This is a genomic window from Massilia sp. BSC265 (assembly GCF_000740675.1).
In the GTDB taxonomy this organism is placed as follows: Bacteria; Pseudomonadota; Gammaproteobacteria; order Burkholderiales; family Burkholderiaceae_D; genus Telluria.
The window spans coordinates 48528-64532 of sequence record NZ_JPXI01000019.1 but is presented as its reverse complement, the minus strand read 5'-3'; the positions used below and the strand labels follow the sequence as shown (position 1 = coordinate 64532).

Here is a 16005-nt window from a genome sequence, read left to right as displayed (position 1 = left end):
CGTAATGCCGAGCCGGAGCCAATAATCCTCCATAAGGCCATGCTGAAGAGCATGGCCTTTTTATTTCTTGCGGTAGCCGCTCTACAAAACCGCAACAAACTTCTTGCCTAAATGTGATCCTCATCACATTTTGTTCCGCTTTTAGGCGATAATGTCGCGACTGCTTGATGATGGGCACAATCCATTCGTCAAGCACTCCTCTCACGACGGCCTAAAGATGAATAACACACTATCGCAACCCAAGAACGAGATCGAACTGGCCCTGCGCGGCTTCAAGAGTACGTTCGTGACTATCGGCGCTTTTAGTGCGATCACGAACCTGCTGGCATTGGTGCCTTCGCTGTACATGCTGCAGGTCTATGACCGCGTGCTGGCAAGCCGCAACGAGATCACTCTCCTGATGTTGACTCTGATGATGCTGGGCGCATACGTCTTGATGTCTTCGCTGGAAATGATGCGCAGCTTCGTCCTCATTCGTGTTGGCGCCAAATTCGACATGATGCTCAACAAGCGTGTCTATACCGCCGCGTTCGAGCAAAATCTCAAGAAGTCCGGCGGCAATGCAGGACAGGCACTGAACGACCTGACCAACCTGCGCCAGTTCTTAACCGGCAATGCCCTGTTCGCGTTCTTCGACGCCCCCTGGTTCCCGATCTACCTGATCGTGATCTTCATGTTCGAGCCCTGGCTCGGTTTGTTTGCGCTGTGCGGCACGCTCGTCCTGATCGTCCTGGCCGTCATCAACGAAAAGGTCACACGCAAGCCACTCGCCGAAGCCAATACCATGGCGGTCATGTCCGGCAACCTGGCAACCAATAACCTGCGCAACGCCGAAGTCATCGAGTCGATGGGCATGCTGCCCAATCTGATGAGCCGCTGGTTCAAGTTGCACAGCCGCTTCCTCAATCTCCAGGCCGAGGCCAGCGAGAAGGCCGGTGTGGTCGGTGCACTTACCAAGTTCACCCAGACGGCGCTGACCTCGCTGGTACTGGGCTTCGGCGCCCTGCTGGCGATCGAAGGCCGGATTACCCCGGGTATGATGATTGCCGCGTCGATCCTGATTGGCCGTGCGCTCGCCCCGGTGCAGCAGGTGATCGCGGTATGGAAGTCGTGGTCCAGCACCCGCAGCGCTTACGACCGCCTGGTGAAGTTGTTGGGCGACAATCCGGAGCGCAGCGCCGGCATGGAGTTGCCGAAGCCCCAGGGTATCCTTACCGTCGAGGCCGTGACTGCCGCACCGCCGGGCGCAACCCAGGCCGTGGTACGTGGTTTGTCATTTGGCATCGGACCGGGTGACGCCCTCGGGGTGATCGGCCCGTCGGGTTCCGGCAAATCAACCCTTGCACGCCTGCTGGTTGGTGTATGGCCGGCAGTGGCAGGCAAGGTGCGCCTGGATGGCGCCGACATCTACACTTGGAACAAGGGTGAGCTGGGCCCGAATATCGGTTACCTGCCGCAGGACATCGAACTGTTCGGCGGCACCGTCAGTGACAACATCGCGCGCTTCGGAGAAGTCGACGCGGAGAAAGTGGTCGAGGCCGCCAAACGCGCCGGCGTGCACGACATGATCCTGCACATGCCGAAAGGCTACGACACCCCGCTGGGCGATGGCGGCGCCGGCCTGTCCGGTGGTCAGAAGCAGCGCCTGGGCCTGGCCCGCGCAATGTATGGCGACCCTGCACTGATCGTGCTGGACGAACCGAACTCGAACCTCGACGAGGTCGGCGAACATGCCCTGGTGCAGGCGGTGCTCGACCTGCGCCGCCGCGGCAAGACGATCGTACTGATCACGCACCGTACCAGCATCATCGGCGCCACCAACAAACTGCTCTTGATGCGCGATGGTGCGGCACAGCTGTTCGGACCGACGGAGCAGGTCATGGCCGCGATCCAGGAAGCGAACCAAAAGGCAATGGCGCAGCAGCAGGCACAACACCAGGCCCAGTTGCAGGCACAAGCAAAAGCACAGGCAAGTCAGCAAGCTCAGCCGATGCGTACGGAACAGGAATGATGAAACTTACTCAAGTCAACAAACAAAACGCCGCCGCCGAAGTGGTTTCGCACGAAGCTTCGCCGGTGGACGTGCAGACCGACCCGCGCAGCTATGCGCGAATCGGCTGGTTCGTGGTCGCCGCCGGCTTCGGCGGTTTCCTGCTGTGGGCCACGACCGCTCCCCTGGATCGCGGCGTGCCGATGCCGGCGACCGTCGTCAAGGAGGGCAACCGCAAGGCCGTCCAGCACCTGACGGGCGGCATGGTGCACGACATCCTGGTCAAGGACGGCGACGTGGTGCGCAAGGATCAGGTGCTGGTGCGCATGAACAACGTGCAGGCTGCGGCGCAGGTAGACGCGACTCGCGCCCAATTCATCACGGCGCGTGCCACCGAAGCCCGCCTGCAGGCCGAACGCGACGGCGCGAAGAGCATCGCTTTCCCGGCAGCGCTTGCGCCGTACAAGAACGATCCGGACGTGGTCGCAGCGATGGCCCTGCAGAACCAGCTGTTCAGCTCGCGCCGCATGGCGCTCGAAAGCGAACTGACAGCCATCGATGAGAATATCGCCGGCCTCCAGATGCAAATCAAAGGTTTGCAGGAATCGCGCGAAAGCAAGCGCCAGCAGATTGAATTCCTAAAGGAACAATTGACAGGCATGCGCGACTTGGCAAAAGAGGGTTACGTGGCCCGTAACCGCTTGCTCGACCTGGAGCGCACCTATGCCCAGCTGAGCGGTGAGATATCGCAGGACATCGGCAATATTGGCCGTGCTCAACGCCAAGTAATGGAGCTCAAGCTGCGCAAGGTGCAGCGCAGCCAGAGCTTCCAGCAGGAAGTACGTTCTCAACTGGCTGACGTGCAGCGCGAGGCCGAAGGACAGGGTGCACGCCTGCAGGCGCAGACATACGACCTGGCCAACACCGAGGTCAAGGCACCGGCTGACGGTATCGTCGTCAACTCGACCATCTTCACGCGTGGCGGCATCGTCGGGCCGGGCGCCAAGATGATGGACATCGTCCCGGCCGACGATCAGCTGGTAGCCGAGGGTCAGCTGGAAGTCCACCTGGTCGACAAGGTCCATGTCGGCCTGCCGGTCGAGATGATCTTCTCCGCCTTTAATACGAATCGCACCCCGCATATTCCTGGCGAAGTGATCCAGGTGTCGGCGGACCGAAGCGTGGACGAGCGTACTGGCCATCCCTATTACAAGGTCAGGGCACGCGTGACGCCGGAAGGCGCCCGCATCATCGCGGCCAAGAAACTGGATATCCAGCCGGGCATGCCGGTCGAGATCTTCGTCAAGACGGGCGAGCGTTCGATGATGAGCTACCTGCTCAAGCCGATCGTCGACCGTGCACGCACTTCGATGTCGGAGGATTGACAATGCGCATTCCGTCGATGAAGCTCCTGCCCGCCGTACTCGGGTTTGCACTGGCCGCCGCCTGTGGCCAGGCGTCGGCGCTCGGCCTCCTGGAAGCTTATGATCTCGCGTTGAAAAACGATCCGGCCTTCCGCTCGGCGGTGTACGCGAACGAGGCCGGCAAGGAAAACCGCATCCTCGGCCGTTCCAACCTGCTGCCGAACGTCAGCGCCAATTACGGCAGCAACAAGGCCCATACGGTTAGCGACTACGGTCTGGGCCGCGTGAACGACCAGCACTACATTTCGCGCTCGACCGTGGTGCAGGTGCGCCAGCCGCTGGTGAATTTCGACGCCATTGCCCGCTACCGCCAGGGTGTCGCACAGAGCAATTACACTGCGGCCCAGTTCGAAAGCCAGGAGCAGAACGTCATCCTGCGCGTGGCCGAGGCCTATTTCGATGCCTTGTTCCAGGCCGACCAGGTGGCCTTGGCGCGTGCCGAGCGCGATGTCTACGTCGAGCAACGCAATGTCAATGACAAGCTGTTCAAGAATGGCGAGGGGACCCGCACCGACATGCTGGAAACCCAGTCGCGGCTGGACGTGGCGGAAGCGGCCCTGATCGAAGCCGAAAACAACATGAACAGCGCCCTGGATGTCCTGGCCGGTATCATCGGTGGCTACGTGGACAGGCTGGACCAGCTGCGCCCGGGCTTCCGCGCCGAGCAGCGGGATGTATTGGGTTTCGATGCGTGGAAAGACATCGCGCTTCGAAACAATCCGGATATTCAGACCCTGCAGTATGGCGTCCAGGTTGCGACGGAAGAGATCAGGAAGCAGCGTGCCGGACACCTGCCCAGGCTCGATGCCATCGCCACTTACAACAAGGGCGTCTCGGACACCACCACTACCATCAACCAGGACATCAAGACCCATAGTGTCGGCTTCCAGGTCAATATCCCGCTTTATGCAGGCGGTGCGATCAGTGCCGCAACGCGCCAGGCCGCGGCCAACAAGGGCAGGGCGGTCGCCGACCTCGAAACGCAGATCAACAAGGTGTTGGTGGAGCTCCGCCGCCAATACAAGCTGACCGAAAGCAGCGTTCCGCGCATCAATGCACTGATCAAGGCAGTCGACTCGGCCGAATTGCTGGTAAAGGCTACCGAGCAAAGCATCAAGGGCGGCGTACGCATCAACCTCGACGTGCTCAATGCCCAGCGCCAGCTATCGCTCGCGCGGCGCGACCTGGCGCAAGCGCGCTATGGCTACATGCTGGCGCAACTGCGCCTGAAGGCGGCGGCGGGGACCCTCGCTCGCGACGACGTGCAATTGATCGCTGCTTATTTCGAATAAGCTGAACAGCGAACACAACATATAGCGAAATGCCTGAAACCGCTCAGTCAGTGCTGAGCGGTTTTTTCGTCACGAACCACCATGCCATTATCGACTGTGGTTTTTTCGTTACTTATTTTTAGTAAAGATTTTCGCTTGTAAATGTTGAGCAGAACGCTCCTCTTGCCCGGTGAGTGAATATGGTTTCCTTTTGGCATTGGAAATATAAAAACACGGTCTCGCGCGGCACTCTCATAAAGACAAATAAAGACCTTGTAACTAATTTCCAAATTTCACAATTCAGCGTTGGTCGTTAGTGGTTACTTCCAATAAGAAATAGTATCTATGTAGAATTTGTTACAATACTGCCGCGTTTGCTGCGCCACCCCTTTTCGGAATTGTGTAATATTTTCTATACATTCTTATAGGAGGCTGCGATGGCAGATAATGTGTACAACGTTCAGCAAATGTACGTGCAGTTCTTTGGCCGCCCTGCGGATCCGGGCGGACTGAAATTCTGGGTCGATGCGCTGAACGTCAATCCGAACGTGCTGCAACAAATCTCCCGCGATTTCTCGGGTTCGGCCGAGTACCGCGCGAACTACGCGAACATGAACAACGAAGGCATCGTGCGCGAGGTCTACGAGAACATGTTCGGCCGCCAGGGTGAAGCCGCAGGCGTCAAATTCTGGACCGATGCCATGAATAACGGCACGCTGACCATCAACACGGTGGTGACCGAAATGGTGAAAGCTGCTTCGCTTCCGGACAAGCAGATCTTCAACGCCAAGGTGGCGGTCGCTACCGAATTCACGAATCGTCTCGACACCCAGGCGGAAATCAATGCCTACCTGCGTCCAGGCTCGTTCGACATCGCGGAAGCCTATGTGGGCACCGTCAAGGATGCGCAGTCGGCAGCAGCGGCAATCCAGCCTGGCCAGATCGATGCCAAGATTGCCCAGATCGTCGGTTCCCCAAGCGGCATGGACGCCCCGGAATTCCTGTTTTAAATGACGCCAGGCCTGGGGATGCATGACGCGTCACCGGCTGCAAAGGCAATATAAAAAGCCCCTTCCACACCTGTCGTGGCCGGGGCTTTTTAATTGGGTGGTAGCGGGTCGGGTTTACCGGCCTGCGGCGTTCCCGGCCGGTTCGGCGGCTTCCTGGGCCGGAGCGGCCTTGCCTGCGCAATGCGGGCAGGACTTGCCGACCACATAGTCCGGCGACAGCTGCTGGCGCGGCGTCACGACTGCGCGGCAGGCGAAGCACTGGACGGTCTCCGTCGGCTCCAGCTTGGGATTGAGCGCGGTACGGTAGTCGAACACGAAGCAGTCGCCCGTGTAATGGTCGCCGCCGACTTCCTCGAAGTACTTGAGGATGCCGCCGTCGAGCTGGAACACGCGCTCGTAGCCGATGTTCTTCATGTGGATCGCCGCCTTCTCGCAGCGGATACCGCCGGTGCAGAAGGTCACGACCGTCTTGCCGGCCAGCTCATCCTTATGCTGGGCGGCGACTTCCGGGAACTCGGTGAACTTCTCGATACGGTAGTCGAGCGTGTTGTTGAAGGTGCCGACATCCACTTCGAAGGCATTCCGGGTTTCCATCATCACGACCGGCACGCCCTCGTCGTCATGCCCCTGGTCGAGCCAGCGCTTGAGCGTTTTCGGGTCGACCGAGGGTGCACGGCCGAGCTCGGGCTTGATGAGCGGCATGCGCATCGTGATGATTTCCTTCTTGATCTTCACCAGCATGCGCTTGTGCGACTGTTCGCTCGACAGGCTTTCCTTCCACTCGAGGTCGGCCAGGCGGGCGTCGCTGCGCACCCACGCCAGGAACTGGTCGATGTGCTCGCGCGAGCCGGACAGGAACATGTTGATGCCTTCCGGCGTCAACAGGATGGTGCCCCTCAGGCCCAGTTCGTTGCACAGCGCCTGGTACTGCGGACGCAGCGCGTCGAGATCGTCGAGCGTGACGAATTTATAGGCGGCGATATTGACGAAGTTGGCGGTATTGGCTGTGGAAGACATGTCGGCAAGGCTGGTAAAGACAGGCCGACATTATAAAGGCAGACGGCCCCGCCCGCAGCGGTTCATCTGCTGCGCGGCGATGCCAATCAGCAACGACTGAACAATCGCACAACTTCAAGCGAAGCCCAGCCGGAGTAAAATGTCGGGATGACTTCCCCGACCTTTACCCCGACGTTTACGCATCTTCGCGTCCACTCCGAATACTCGATCGTCGACGGCCTCGTGCGCATCGACGACATCGTCGGGGCAGCCGCGAAGGACCAGCAGCCGGCGCTGGCCGTGACCGACCTGGCCAACATGTTCTGCCTGGTGCGCTTCTACAAGGCGGCGCGGGGGAAGGGGATCAAGCCGATCGTCGGCGTGGATGCCTGGATCACCAACGACGAGAACCGCGACAAGCCCTCGCGCCTGCTGATCCTGGCCAAGAACCGCACCGGCTACCTGCAGCTGTGCGACCTGCTGTCCAAGGCCTGGCTCACCAACCAGTACAAGGGCCGTGCCGAGATCCGCGTCGAGTGGCTGGAGGCGCTGGCCACCTCCAGGTCGACCCTGGAGCCGGACGTCGACCAGGCCAATGCCCTGATCGTGCTGTCGGGCGCCTGCTTCGGCGACGTCGGCCAGGCCATCGACAACGGCGACATCGAGCGCGCCGAACGTGCCGCCGAACGCTGGGCGCGCATCTTCCCGGGCCACTTCTACATCGAGATCCAGCGCGCCGGCCAGCCCAACCAGGAGCAGGGCGTGCGCCATTCGGTGGCGCTGGCCTCGCGCCTCGGCCTGCCGGTGGTGGCGACCCACCCGGTGCAGTTCCTGAACAAGGACGAATTCATCGCCCACGAAGCGCGCGTCTGCATCGCCGAGGGCGAGATGCTGGCCAACGCCAAGCGCGTACGCCGCTTCAACGAAGAGATGTGCTTCAAGACCCAGGCCGAGATGGCGGAACTGTTCGCCGACCTGCCGGGCGCGCTCGCCAATTCGGTGGAGATCGCCAAGCGCTGCAACGTCACCCTGACGCTGGGCAAGCCCCAGCTGCCGGATTTCCCGACCCCGGATGGCATGACCATCGACGACTTCCTGGTCTCCGAGACCAAGAAGGGCCTGGAAGAGCGCCTGGTGCAGCTCTACCCCGATCCGGAAGTGCGCGAGAAGGAGCGCCCGCGCTACGAGGCGCGCCTCGAGTTCGAGAACCAGACCATCATCAAGATGAAGTTCCCGGGCTACTTCCTGATCGTGGCGGAATTCATCCAGTGGGGCAAGAACAACGGCGTGCCGATCGGCCCGGGCCGCGGCTCGGGTGCGGGCTCGCTGGTGGCGTATGCGCTCAAGATCACCGACCTCGACCCACTGAAGTACAACCTGCTGTTCGAACGCTTCCTGAACCCGGAACGCGTCTCGATGCCCGACTTCGACATCGACTTCTGCCAGGAAAAGCGCGAACTCGTCATCCAGCACGTGAAGGACCTGTACGGGCGCGACGCGGTCTCGCAGATCGCCACCTTCGGCACCATGGCCGCGAAAGGCGCGATCCGCGACGTCGGCCGCGTGCTCGACTTCGGCTACAACTTCTGCGACGGCATCTCCAAGCTGATCCCGTTCAAGCCGGGCAAGCCGGTCTCGATCGCCGAGGCGATCGAAGAAGAACCGCTGCTCAAGGAGCGGCTCGAGAACGAGGAAGAGGTCAAGCAGCTGCTGGATCTCGCCCAGCAGGTCGAGGGCATCACCCGCGGCATCGGCATGCACGCCGGCGGCGTGCTGATCGCGCCCGGCAAGCTCACCGACTTCTGCCCGCTGTACACCCAGGGCGGCGACGCCGGCGTCGTCTCGCAGTACGACAAGGACGATGTGGAAGCCGTCGGCCTGGTGAAGTTCGACTTCCTGGGCCTGACCACGCTCACCATCCTCGACCGTGCGGTAAACTACATCCGCGCGCTCGATCCGGCCGACGCCGACTTCACCCTCGAGACCCTGCCGCTCAACGACCGGCCTTCGTACAAGCTGCTGTCCGACGCCAAGACTGTCGCGATCTTCCAGCTTGAATCGCGCGGCATGCAGGGCATGCTGAAGGATGCGCGTCCCGACCGCTTCGAGGACATCATCGCGCTGGTGGCGCTCTACCGTCCGGGCCCGATGGACCTGATTCCCGACTTCTGCAAACGCAAGCACGGCGAGAAGTTCGACTATCCGGACCCGCGTACCGAATCCATTCTGTCCGAGACCTACGGCATCATGGTCTACCAGGAGCAGGTGATGCAGATGGCGCAGATCGTCGGCGGCTACTCGCTGGGCGGCGCGGACATGCTGCGCCGCGCGATGGGCAAGAAGAAAGCCGAGGAAATGGCCGAGCACCGCGCGATCTTCCGCGCCGGCGCCGCCAAGGACGGTCTGTCGCAGGAAAAGGCCGACGAGATCTTCGACCTGATGGAGAAGTTCGCGGGCTACGGCTTCAACAAGTCGCACGCGGCCGCCTATGCGCTGCTGTCCTATCACACGGCTTACCTCAAGGTGCACCATACCGCCGCGTTCATGGCAGCCAACATGTCGCTGGCGATGGAAGACACCGAGAAGATCAAGATCCTGGTCGAGGACGCGATCGACGTCTGCAAGCTGACCATCCTGCCGCCGGACGTCAACGAGTCCCACTTCCGCTTCACGCCGGAAGGCCAGCCGCGTTCCGTCACCGGCAAGCAGGTCTCGAACATCCGCTACGGCCTGGGTGGCGTGAAGGGCGCGGGGCAGGGTGCGATCGAGGCGATCATCGCGGCGCGTACGGAAGGCGGCAAGTTCAAGGACCTGTTCGACTTCTGCATGCGCGTGGACCGCAAGCAGATCAACCGCCGCACCATCGAGAGCCTGATCCGCGCCGGCGCCATGGACTGCTTCGGCGTGGACCGCGCCGTGCTGCTGGCCTCGGTCGGCTTCGCGATGGAAGCGGCCGGCCAGGCCGCCGCCGCCGCCAACCAGGTCAGCCTGTTCGGCGGCATTGATTCCGACCTGGTGGCCCCGCCCGAGTACGTCAAGGCGACGCCCTGGACCGACCGCCAGAAGCTGGCCGAAGAGAAGATCGCGCTCGGCTACTACCTGTCGGGCCACATGTTCGACTCGTATGCGGCCGAGGTGCGGCGCTTCGCCAAGACCAAGCTGAAGGACCTGGAGCCTTCGCGCGACCCGCGCATGCTGTGCGGCGTGATCACCGGCGTGCGCACCCAGATGACCCAGCGCGGCAAGATCCTGATCGTGTCGCTGGACGACAAGACCGGCGTGGTCGAGGTGACGATCTACAGCGAGCTGCTGGAAGCGAACAAGAACATCTTCAAGGAAGACGAGTTCCTGCTGGTGGTCGGCAAGGTCTCCGAAGACCGCTTCAACGGCGGCCTGCGCATCACCGCGGAGAAGGTCTACGACATCGCGGCGGCGCGCATCCAGTACGGCTTCAAGCTGGAAATGGACGTGTCCTGCGACCTGAATCCGGCCAAGCTGGCCGAGGTCCTGCAGCCCTACCGCCAGCAGGACGGCCTGCCGGTCAGCCTGCGCATCAAGCCGCAGGGCGTCGAAGCCGTGCTGCAGCTGGGCGACGACTGGCGGGTGGCGCCGTCGGATACGCTCAAGCAGCAGCTGGAGCTGACGCTGGGAGCGAAGGATGTGGCGGTGGAGTACTGATCCGTAGGGTGGGCAGCTCCACCCGGCCATGTGCTCGGCCGGCAGCGTGAACGCCGCCCACGCGGTCGACTCCCCTGTGCGCAGACGAGGCGGACCCTACAAGGGGCCGGCATCCTCACCGTAACAAGGGCGCCGCATCCACGATCCGCACATCATGCATCTGGTGCAGGTAGGCCTCCAGGTAGCCCTTGTGCGAAGCCCCGACGATCACCAGCATGCGCATCCCGGGCCGCTCCGCCAGCACGTCGCGAATGTTGCCCGCCATGCGCAGGTTGCGCGTCTCCCAATAGCCCACATACCGGCGTCCGAAGCGCCGTGGCGACGGCTCCTCGAGCGCCGCGCCGAAATCGCTGTCGAAAGCAAGCTTCGTCGCTCCCCGCGCATTGTCGGCACGATACAGGGCCAGCACGCCTTGCGCGCTGCCCACTTTCTCCTCCAATGCCTTGATCGCACCCAGGCGCCGCTTCAGCGCCGGATTGTCCCAGGCTCTCGACAAGGCGTCCCCGGCGGCTTTCCTGTCCGCTGTCGGACGGTCGGCCGTGTGGTCGTCCATCGGATACACCTGTTCGTGGCCAAGGCGCGCTGCCAGGCGCGCGGCGAGCAGGTAGCGTTCGTTGCGCGCCTCCTTCAGCTCGTCCAGGAATGCGACCAGCGTGGCGTCAAGGCCGTCGCCGGCGGACCGTTCTGCCTGCGGCAGGCGCAGCCACTGGACGAGTGCCGACGTCCGCTCGCCACCCGCGAGGAACAGGGCCGCCAGGCGCCGCCGCTGGCTGGCGGACGGGTTCGCGGGCCATGCAGCCAGCATCTGTCCGGCCTGCGCGGTCGCCGCGGGCACGTCCAGGCCGGTCGAAGCGTGCGCAGGCGCCGGGTCCCAGCAATAGGTGTCGATCGTCTCCGCGTAGCGCGCCGGGTAGCGGCGCATATGGTCGCACTGCATGCCCGACAAGGCCTCGACCGCGATGCCGTCCGGACGCCAGCGCGCCAGCCGGTCCTCGATGGGGCGCAGGTGGGCGGGATCGAAGCTGTTCGGCAGCTGCGACAAGTGGGACGTCCCGAGCACCATCACCTCGTTGGCCGGCCCGGCAGCCGGGCCTTTCAGTCTGCTGGGATCGAAATCGGGCCGGTAAGCCTGTGCAGCGGCTGCACCCGACAAGAGCGATGCGGCGAGAAATGCATACAGTTGACGCACGTTGGCTTCCTTTCCGAGCATGGCACAAGGATCGATCATTGCACGCTGAGTCCCGTGGAGCAAATCGTCCTGCATAAGGCCTCAAGGGCTCTTCTGACGGGGAGACCCGGTGAGCTCGCGCTTTATCTTCCCTGCCTGAGACGCGTAGAATCCAGCTTTGACAACAGAGGGCATGCGATGAAAAAGACCGACCTGGCCAAGAGCGACGCGAAGAAATTGATGAACCAGATGAGCGTGAAAGGAGCCGCCTTCGGTGCCGCTGCGTCAGCCAAGGCGCCCGCACCCGACCGCCGCGAGCAGCGTGAGCGGGAGCGCGCGCTGGGGCTGGTACCGTTTGCCGTCAAGCTCAACGGCGACCTGGTCAAGCAGCTCCAGGACCTGAGCAAGGAGCGCGGCGTCGAGTTGAACGGCCTGGTGGCCGAACTGCTGCAAAAAGGCATGTCCGCCTGAGCTCCGGTTCGGCTCGCCGCGGGCGCCCACGCCGCCTGTCACCCCGGGATGGAAGAAGGCGCCTCGCCCGCATGCTCGCGCAGTCCGCGCACCGCCTGGGTGGTTCTGTCGGCAGCCCGCTGGAGGACCACGTTGCGGTTGCTCGATTCCTCGTCGCGTTCCGCTTCCCGGTGCCACAGGTGCAGCACCTCGGTGGCCAGGGCGCCGTCCTTGCGCAGCACGCCGGCATGGAACAGGCGCAGGACCAGGTCGGCGTCTTCGTGGCCCCAGCCCACGAAACTCTCGTCGAAGCCGTTGACTTTCTCCAGGTCCGCGCGCCAGACGGCCAGGTTGCAGCTCTTGATGCGGCGCCAGCTGAAGCGGCGCCGCACGCGGCCGATGTCGGGCCAGCGCAGCATCGTCTGCAGCACCTTGTTCATGTCGCCGCGCAGGCGGCAGCGCAGGCGCTCGAGGACGCCGAGGCCGGCGACGTCGATGTGCTCGCGCAGGACGCGTTCGGTCAGCGCCTGGCTCAGGAGGATACGGCTGCCCGAGACGAGGAAGCCCGGCCGCGCAAGAAGCCGGTGACGCGCAATGAAGTCGCGCTGCGGCACGCAGTCGCCGTCCAGGAAGATGATATAGTTACCGGTTGCCGCCAGCGTGCCGCGGTTGCGGGCCATGGCGGCGCGAAAGCCTTCGTCCGGCTGCCACACGTGTTTGAGCGGCACGGGCGAGCGGGCGGCCAGGGCCGTGACGGTGTCCCGCGTGTTGGCAGTGGAGCCGTCATCAGCGATAATGATTTCAAAATTCTTGTCATCCTGCATGAAACAGGCTTCCACGACCGCTTCGAGTGCGTCCGGGCGGTTGTATGTGGTGATCACGACAGAGATGGTCGGGGTTTGCTGCATGGAAGTCCGATAAAACACGCGCTCAAGGTTGGCAAGAGTATCCCACAAGAACATGAATGAACAATAATCAGACGAAAATCGGGATGCCGATGCAGCGTTGGATCGGCTTCCTGATTTTCCTGTTCCCTTTCCTCAGCCTCATTACCCCGTTCGGCATCGGCTTCAGCAGCATCATCTTCGTGCTCACCGTCCTGTGCGTGCCGCGCAAGGCCTGGGCGGCGGTGGCGCTGCACTGGCGCGAGATCCGCTGGGTGGTGGCGGCCTTCGCCTATTACCTCCTGCTGTCGCTGGCCTTCGTGCTGGCGCGTCCCGAGACCGAGTGGCGCTACCTCGACAAGCCCCTGCGCATGTTCCTCGGCTTCAGCGCCCTCATGCTGGTGGTGCTGGCGCGCCCCTCGCGCACCTGTCTGTGGTGGGGCGTGATCGGCGGCGCGCTCGCTGCCTTGCCCTTCATCGCCTGGCAACGCTTCGTGCTCGACATCTACCGTCCGGGTGGCTGGCTCAACTCGATCACCTTCGGCGACATCGCGCTGTGCCTGGCGCTGGTGGCGCTGGCGGCCGCCATCGACTACCGCCACAGTAACCGCAAGGCGATTTTTCCTGCGCTCGGCGCCCTGGCTGGCTTGGGCGCGACGGTCATCAGCGGCACGCGCGGCGGCTGGATCGCGCTGGGGCTGGCGGCCATCCTGTTCCTGGCCTACGCGCGCCGGCTGCAAAGCCGGGGCGTGCGCCTGCTCCTGGGCGGCAGTTTCGCGCTGTTCGCCTCCACCTTCTTCATTCCTGCCTTCGGCGTGCAGGAGCGGGTGGACCAGGGCATGGACGACGTCCGGACCTGGCTGGATGGCGGCAGCGCCTTTTCCAATGTCGGCGTCCGCCTGGAGCTGTGGAAGGGCGCCCGCCACATCATCGCGGAAGAGCCATGGTTCGGGCGCGACCCCGCCAGCGTGCGCGCCGAACTGCACGAGCTGGCCCAGCAGGGCAAGGTCCAGGACGCGATCCTCGAATTCGCCCACCACCTGCACAACGATATCCTGCAGGCACAGGCCACCGGCGGGGTGTTCGGCCTGCTCGCGTACATCGGCATCCTGGCGATGCCATTCGCCTTCTTCGCGCGCGCGGCCGGGCGCAATTCGCGCAGCGGAGGGACACGGATCGACCACCAGTACGCGCCCGGATTTGCACCGGCGCTGGCCGGCATGCTGGTGGTGCTCGGCTATTTCGGCTTCGGCCTTACCGAAGTCATCTTCTGGTCCCTGAAGGGCGCCATGTTCTACGTGCTCATGGTGGCCCTGCTCATGGGCTTCTGCCTCATTGCACAAGACGACGCGAAGGCCGACGCACAGGCCGGTATGGAAACACAAAGTGGACAATAAATTGGAAAACAAGGTCATCGTCAAACGCCTGCTGGCGGTCGTCAAGCCCTACCAGACGCGCGCCTGGCTGGCGCTGCTGTCGATGGCGCTCACCGCCGCCACCCAGCCGCTGCTGGGCAAGGCCCTGCAGCTCCTGATCGACCTCGGCTTCGAGGAGAAGGTACCGTTCAGCATGTGGTGGATCCCCGGGGTGCTGGTCTCGATCTTCATCCTGCGCGGCATCGGCACCTTCTCGACCGCCTACCTGAACAACTGGGTCACCAGCCGCGTGCTGAACGACCTGCGCGCAATGGTGTTCGACCGCGTGCTCAGGCTGCCGGTGGCGCGCTTCCATGAAGAGTCGACCGGCAAGATCATCAATGTCGTGGTGAACGAGGTGCGCCAGGTGGTGGACATGCTGCAGTCGGTGTTCGTGGCCTGCGTGCGCGACACCCTGGTCGTGATCGGCCTGCTCGCCACGCTGCTCTACCTGAACTGGCAGCTGACCCTGGTGGCCATCGTCGTGATCCCGCTGACCGCCGTGATCGTGCGCACCACCACCGGCCGCCTGCGCCGCCTGAACCGCGAGAACCTGCGCGTGACGGCCGAGCTGACCCAGGTGGTGGAAGAGGCCACGCGCGGGCACCAGGTGATCCGCGTGTTCTCGGGCGAGCGCTACGAGCGCGCGCGCTTCCATGCCCGCAGCGAAGCCCTGCGCGGCTTCTCGCAGCGCATGACGGTGGCCTTCGCCGCCACCACGCCGGTGACCCAGATCGCCACCTCGATGGCGCTGTCGCTGGTGGTGGTGCTGGCGATCCAGGCCGACATGACCCAGGGCGAGTTCGTCCAGTTCGTGACCATGATGCTGATGCTGCTTACGCCACTCAAGTCGCTGGCCGAGGTGAACGGCCCGATGCAGCGCGGGATCGCGGCGGCCGAGACCGTGTTCGGCCTGATCGACTCACCTGCCGAGAGCGACACTGGCACGCAGGAACTGGGCCGGGCCCGGGGCCACCTGCGGCTGGAGAATGTCTCGTTCCGTTATCCGAACGCGGGCAGCCTGGCGCTTGCCGGCGTGACGCTGGACGTGCAGCCGGGCCAGACGGTAGCGCTGGTTGGCGTGTCGGGCGGCGGCAAGTCGACTTTCGTTAACCTTGTGACCCGTTTCTACGATCCGCAAGAAGGCTGTGTGCTGCTGGACGGCGTGCCCTACCAGGACATCCGTTTACCCAGCCTGCGCGCGCAGCTGGCGATGGTGAGCCAGAACGTGGTGCTGTTCGACGACACGCTGGCGGCCAACATCGCCTACGGCGCGGATAGGATCGACTACGAACGCCTGGCGGCGGCGGTCAAGGCCGCGCACCTGACCGACGTGGTGGCCAAGCTGGAAGACGGCGTGGAGACGCGCATCGGCGAGAACGGCATGCGCCTGTCGGGCGGCCAGCGCCAACGCGTGGCGATCGCACGCGCGATCTACAAGGATGCGCCGATCCTGATCCTCGACGAAGCCACCTCGGCGCTCGACAACGAGTCCGAGCGCGCGGTGCAGGCGGCGCTGGAGACCCTGATGGCGGGACGCACCACCATCGTGATCGCGCACCGGCTCTCGACCATCGAGCGGGCCGACCGGATCGTGGTGATGGAGCAGGGACGCATCGCCGAGCAGGGGACCCATGCGGAGCTGCTCGATGCGAACGGGATGTACGCCAACCTGTACCGCCTGCAGTTCGTAGCGGCGGATGAGACGTGATTATCGTA

Annotated in this window: 11 protein-coding genes; 8 read left to right on the top strand and 3 right to left on the bottom strand. The window is 63.4% G+C overall.

All coding sequences use genetic code 11. From position 1 onward, the window contains the following. Positions 1-217: 217 nt before the first annotated feature. The 4 genes from MA09_RS03230 (at position 218) to MA09_RS03215 (ending at position 5695) form a co-directional block, all read left to right on the top strand. Positions 218-2011 (top strand): type I secretion system permease/ATPase, encoded by a 1794-nt coding sequence (locus MA09_RS03230; RefSeq protein ID WP_036245451.1) that lies wholly within the window; start codon positions 218-220, stop codon positions 2009-2011. Next, complete coding sequence (locus MA09_RS03225) at positions 2008-3375, top strand: HlyD family type I secretion periplasmic adaptor subunit (protein WP_229440536.1); 1368 nt, start codon at positions 2008-2010, stop codon at positions 3373-3375. The genes MA09_RS03230 and MA09_RS03225 overlap by 4 nt, the downstream gene beginning before the upstream one ends. A 2-nt stretch (positions 3376-3377) precedes the next feature. Next, positions 3378-4706 carry a TolC family outer membrane protein gene (locus MA09_RS03220; protein ID WP_081897391.1) on the top strand — a complete coding sequence of 443 codons (1329 nt, stop codon included), beginning with the start codon at positions 3378-3380 and terminating at the stop codon, positions 4704-4706. A gap of 416 nt (positions 4707-5122) precedes the next feature. After that, positions 5123-5695 (top strand): DUF4214 domain-containing protein, encoded by a 573-nt coding sequence (locus tag MA09_RS03215; protein WP_036245449.1) that lies wholly within the window; start codon positions 5123-5125, stop codon positions 5693-5695. A 114-nt stretch (positions 5696-5809) separates the two neighbouring features. Here the strand turns inward: MA09_RS03215 and MA09_RS03210 are convergent, their stop codons facing one another. Then, positions 5810-6712, bottom strand: a complete 903-nt coding sequence (locus MA09_RS03210; protein WP_036245447.1) for a sulfurtransferase — start codon at positions 6710-6712, stop codon at positions 5810-5812. A 147-nt stretch (positions 6713-6859) separates the two neighbouring features. Here MA09_RS03210 and dnaE point away from each other — a divergent pair, with 147 nt between their 5' ends. Then, positions 6860-10369 (top strand): DNA polymerase III subunit alpha, encoded by a 3510-nt coding sequence (dnaE, locus tag MA09_RS03205; protein WP_036245445.1) that lies wholly within the window; start codon positions 6860-6862, stop codon positions 10367-10369. 115 nt (positions 10370-10484) lie between these two features. Here dnaE and MA09_RS03200 read toward each other — a convergent pair whose 3' ends face one another. Beyond that, complete coding sequence (locus MA09_RS03200) at positions 10485-11558, bottom strand: DUF5694 domain-containing protein (protein ID WP_229440535.1); 1074 nt, start codon at positions 11556-11558, stop codon at positions 10485-10487. A 177-nt stretch (positions 11559-11735) separates the two neighbouring features. On the opposite strand from MA09_RS03200, the gene MA09_RS03195 reads away from it, so the two are divergent. Continuing rightward, entirely contained in the window at positions 11736-12008 is a 273-nt protein-coding gene (locus tag MA09_RS03195; RefSeq protein WP_036245443.1) for a hypothetical protein, read from the top strand. A gap of 38 nt (positions 12009-12046) precedes the next feature. Here the strand turns inward: MA09_RS03195 and MA09_RS03190 are convergent, their stop codons facing one another. Further along, positions 12047-12895: a glycosyltransferase family 2 protein gene (locus MA09_RS03190; RefSeq protein ID WP_036245442.1), complete on the bottom strand. Its 849-nt coding sequence runs from the start codon at positions 12893-12895 to the stop codon at positions 12047-12049. A gap of 56 nt (positions 12896-12951) precedes the next feature. Between MA09_RS03190 and MA09_RS03185 the strand changes: the two genes are divergently transcribed. Next, positions 12952-14268 (top strand): O-antigen ligase, encoded by a 1317-nt coding sequence (locus tag MA09_RS03185; RefSeq protein WP_036245436.1) that lies wholly within the window; start codon positions 12952-12954, stop codon positions 14266-14268. After that, on the top strand, positions 14258-15997 hold the full coding sequence (gene msbA / locus MA09_RS03180; RefSeq protein WP_267872570.1) for a lipid A export permease/ATP-binding protein MsbA: 1740 nt from the start codon (positions 14258-14260) through the stop codon (positions 15995-15997). Before MA09_RS03185 ends, msbA begins: the two co-directional genes overlap by 11 nt. Positions 15998-16005 lie beyond the last annotated feature (8 nt).

Bases quoted from the DNA above. Each gene is read 5' to 3' on its own strand.
- MA09_RS03190 (WP_036245442.1), bottom strand. From the start codon at position 12,895: ATGCAGCAAACCCCGACCATCTCTGTCGTGATCACCACATACAACCGC.
- MA09_RS03185 (WP_036245436.1), top strand. From the start codon at position 12,952: ATGAACAATAATCAGACGAAAATCGGGATGCCGATGCAGCGTTGGATC.
- MA09_RS03210 (WP_036245447.1), bottom strand. From the start codon at position 6,712: ATGTCTTCCACAGCCAATACCGCCAACTTCGTCAATATCGCCGCCTAT.
- MA09_RS03195 (WP_036245443.1), top strand. From the start codon at position 11,736: ATGAAAAAGACCGACCTGGCCAAGAGCGACGCGAAGAAATTGATGAAC.
- MA09_RS03225 (WP_229440536.1), top strand. From the start codon at position 2,008: ATGATGAAACTTACTCAAGTCAACAAACAAAACGCCGCCGCCGAAGTG.
- MA09_RS03220 (WP_081897391.1), top strand. From the start codon at position 3,378: ATGCGCATTCCGTCGATGAAGCTCCTGCCCGCCGTACTCGGGTTTGCA.
- MA09_RS03215 (WP_036245449.1), top strand. From the start codon at position 5,123: ATGGCAGATAATGTGTACAACGTTCAGCAAATGTACGTGCAGTTCTTT.
- MA09_RS03230 (WP_036245451.1), top strand. From the start codon at position 218: ATGAATAACACACTATCGCAACCCAAGAACGAGATCGAACTGGCCCTG.
- dnaE (WP_036245445.1), top strand. From the start codon at position 6,860: ATGACTTCCCCGACCTTTACCCCGACGTTTACGCATCTTCGCGTCCAC.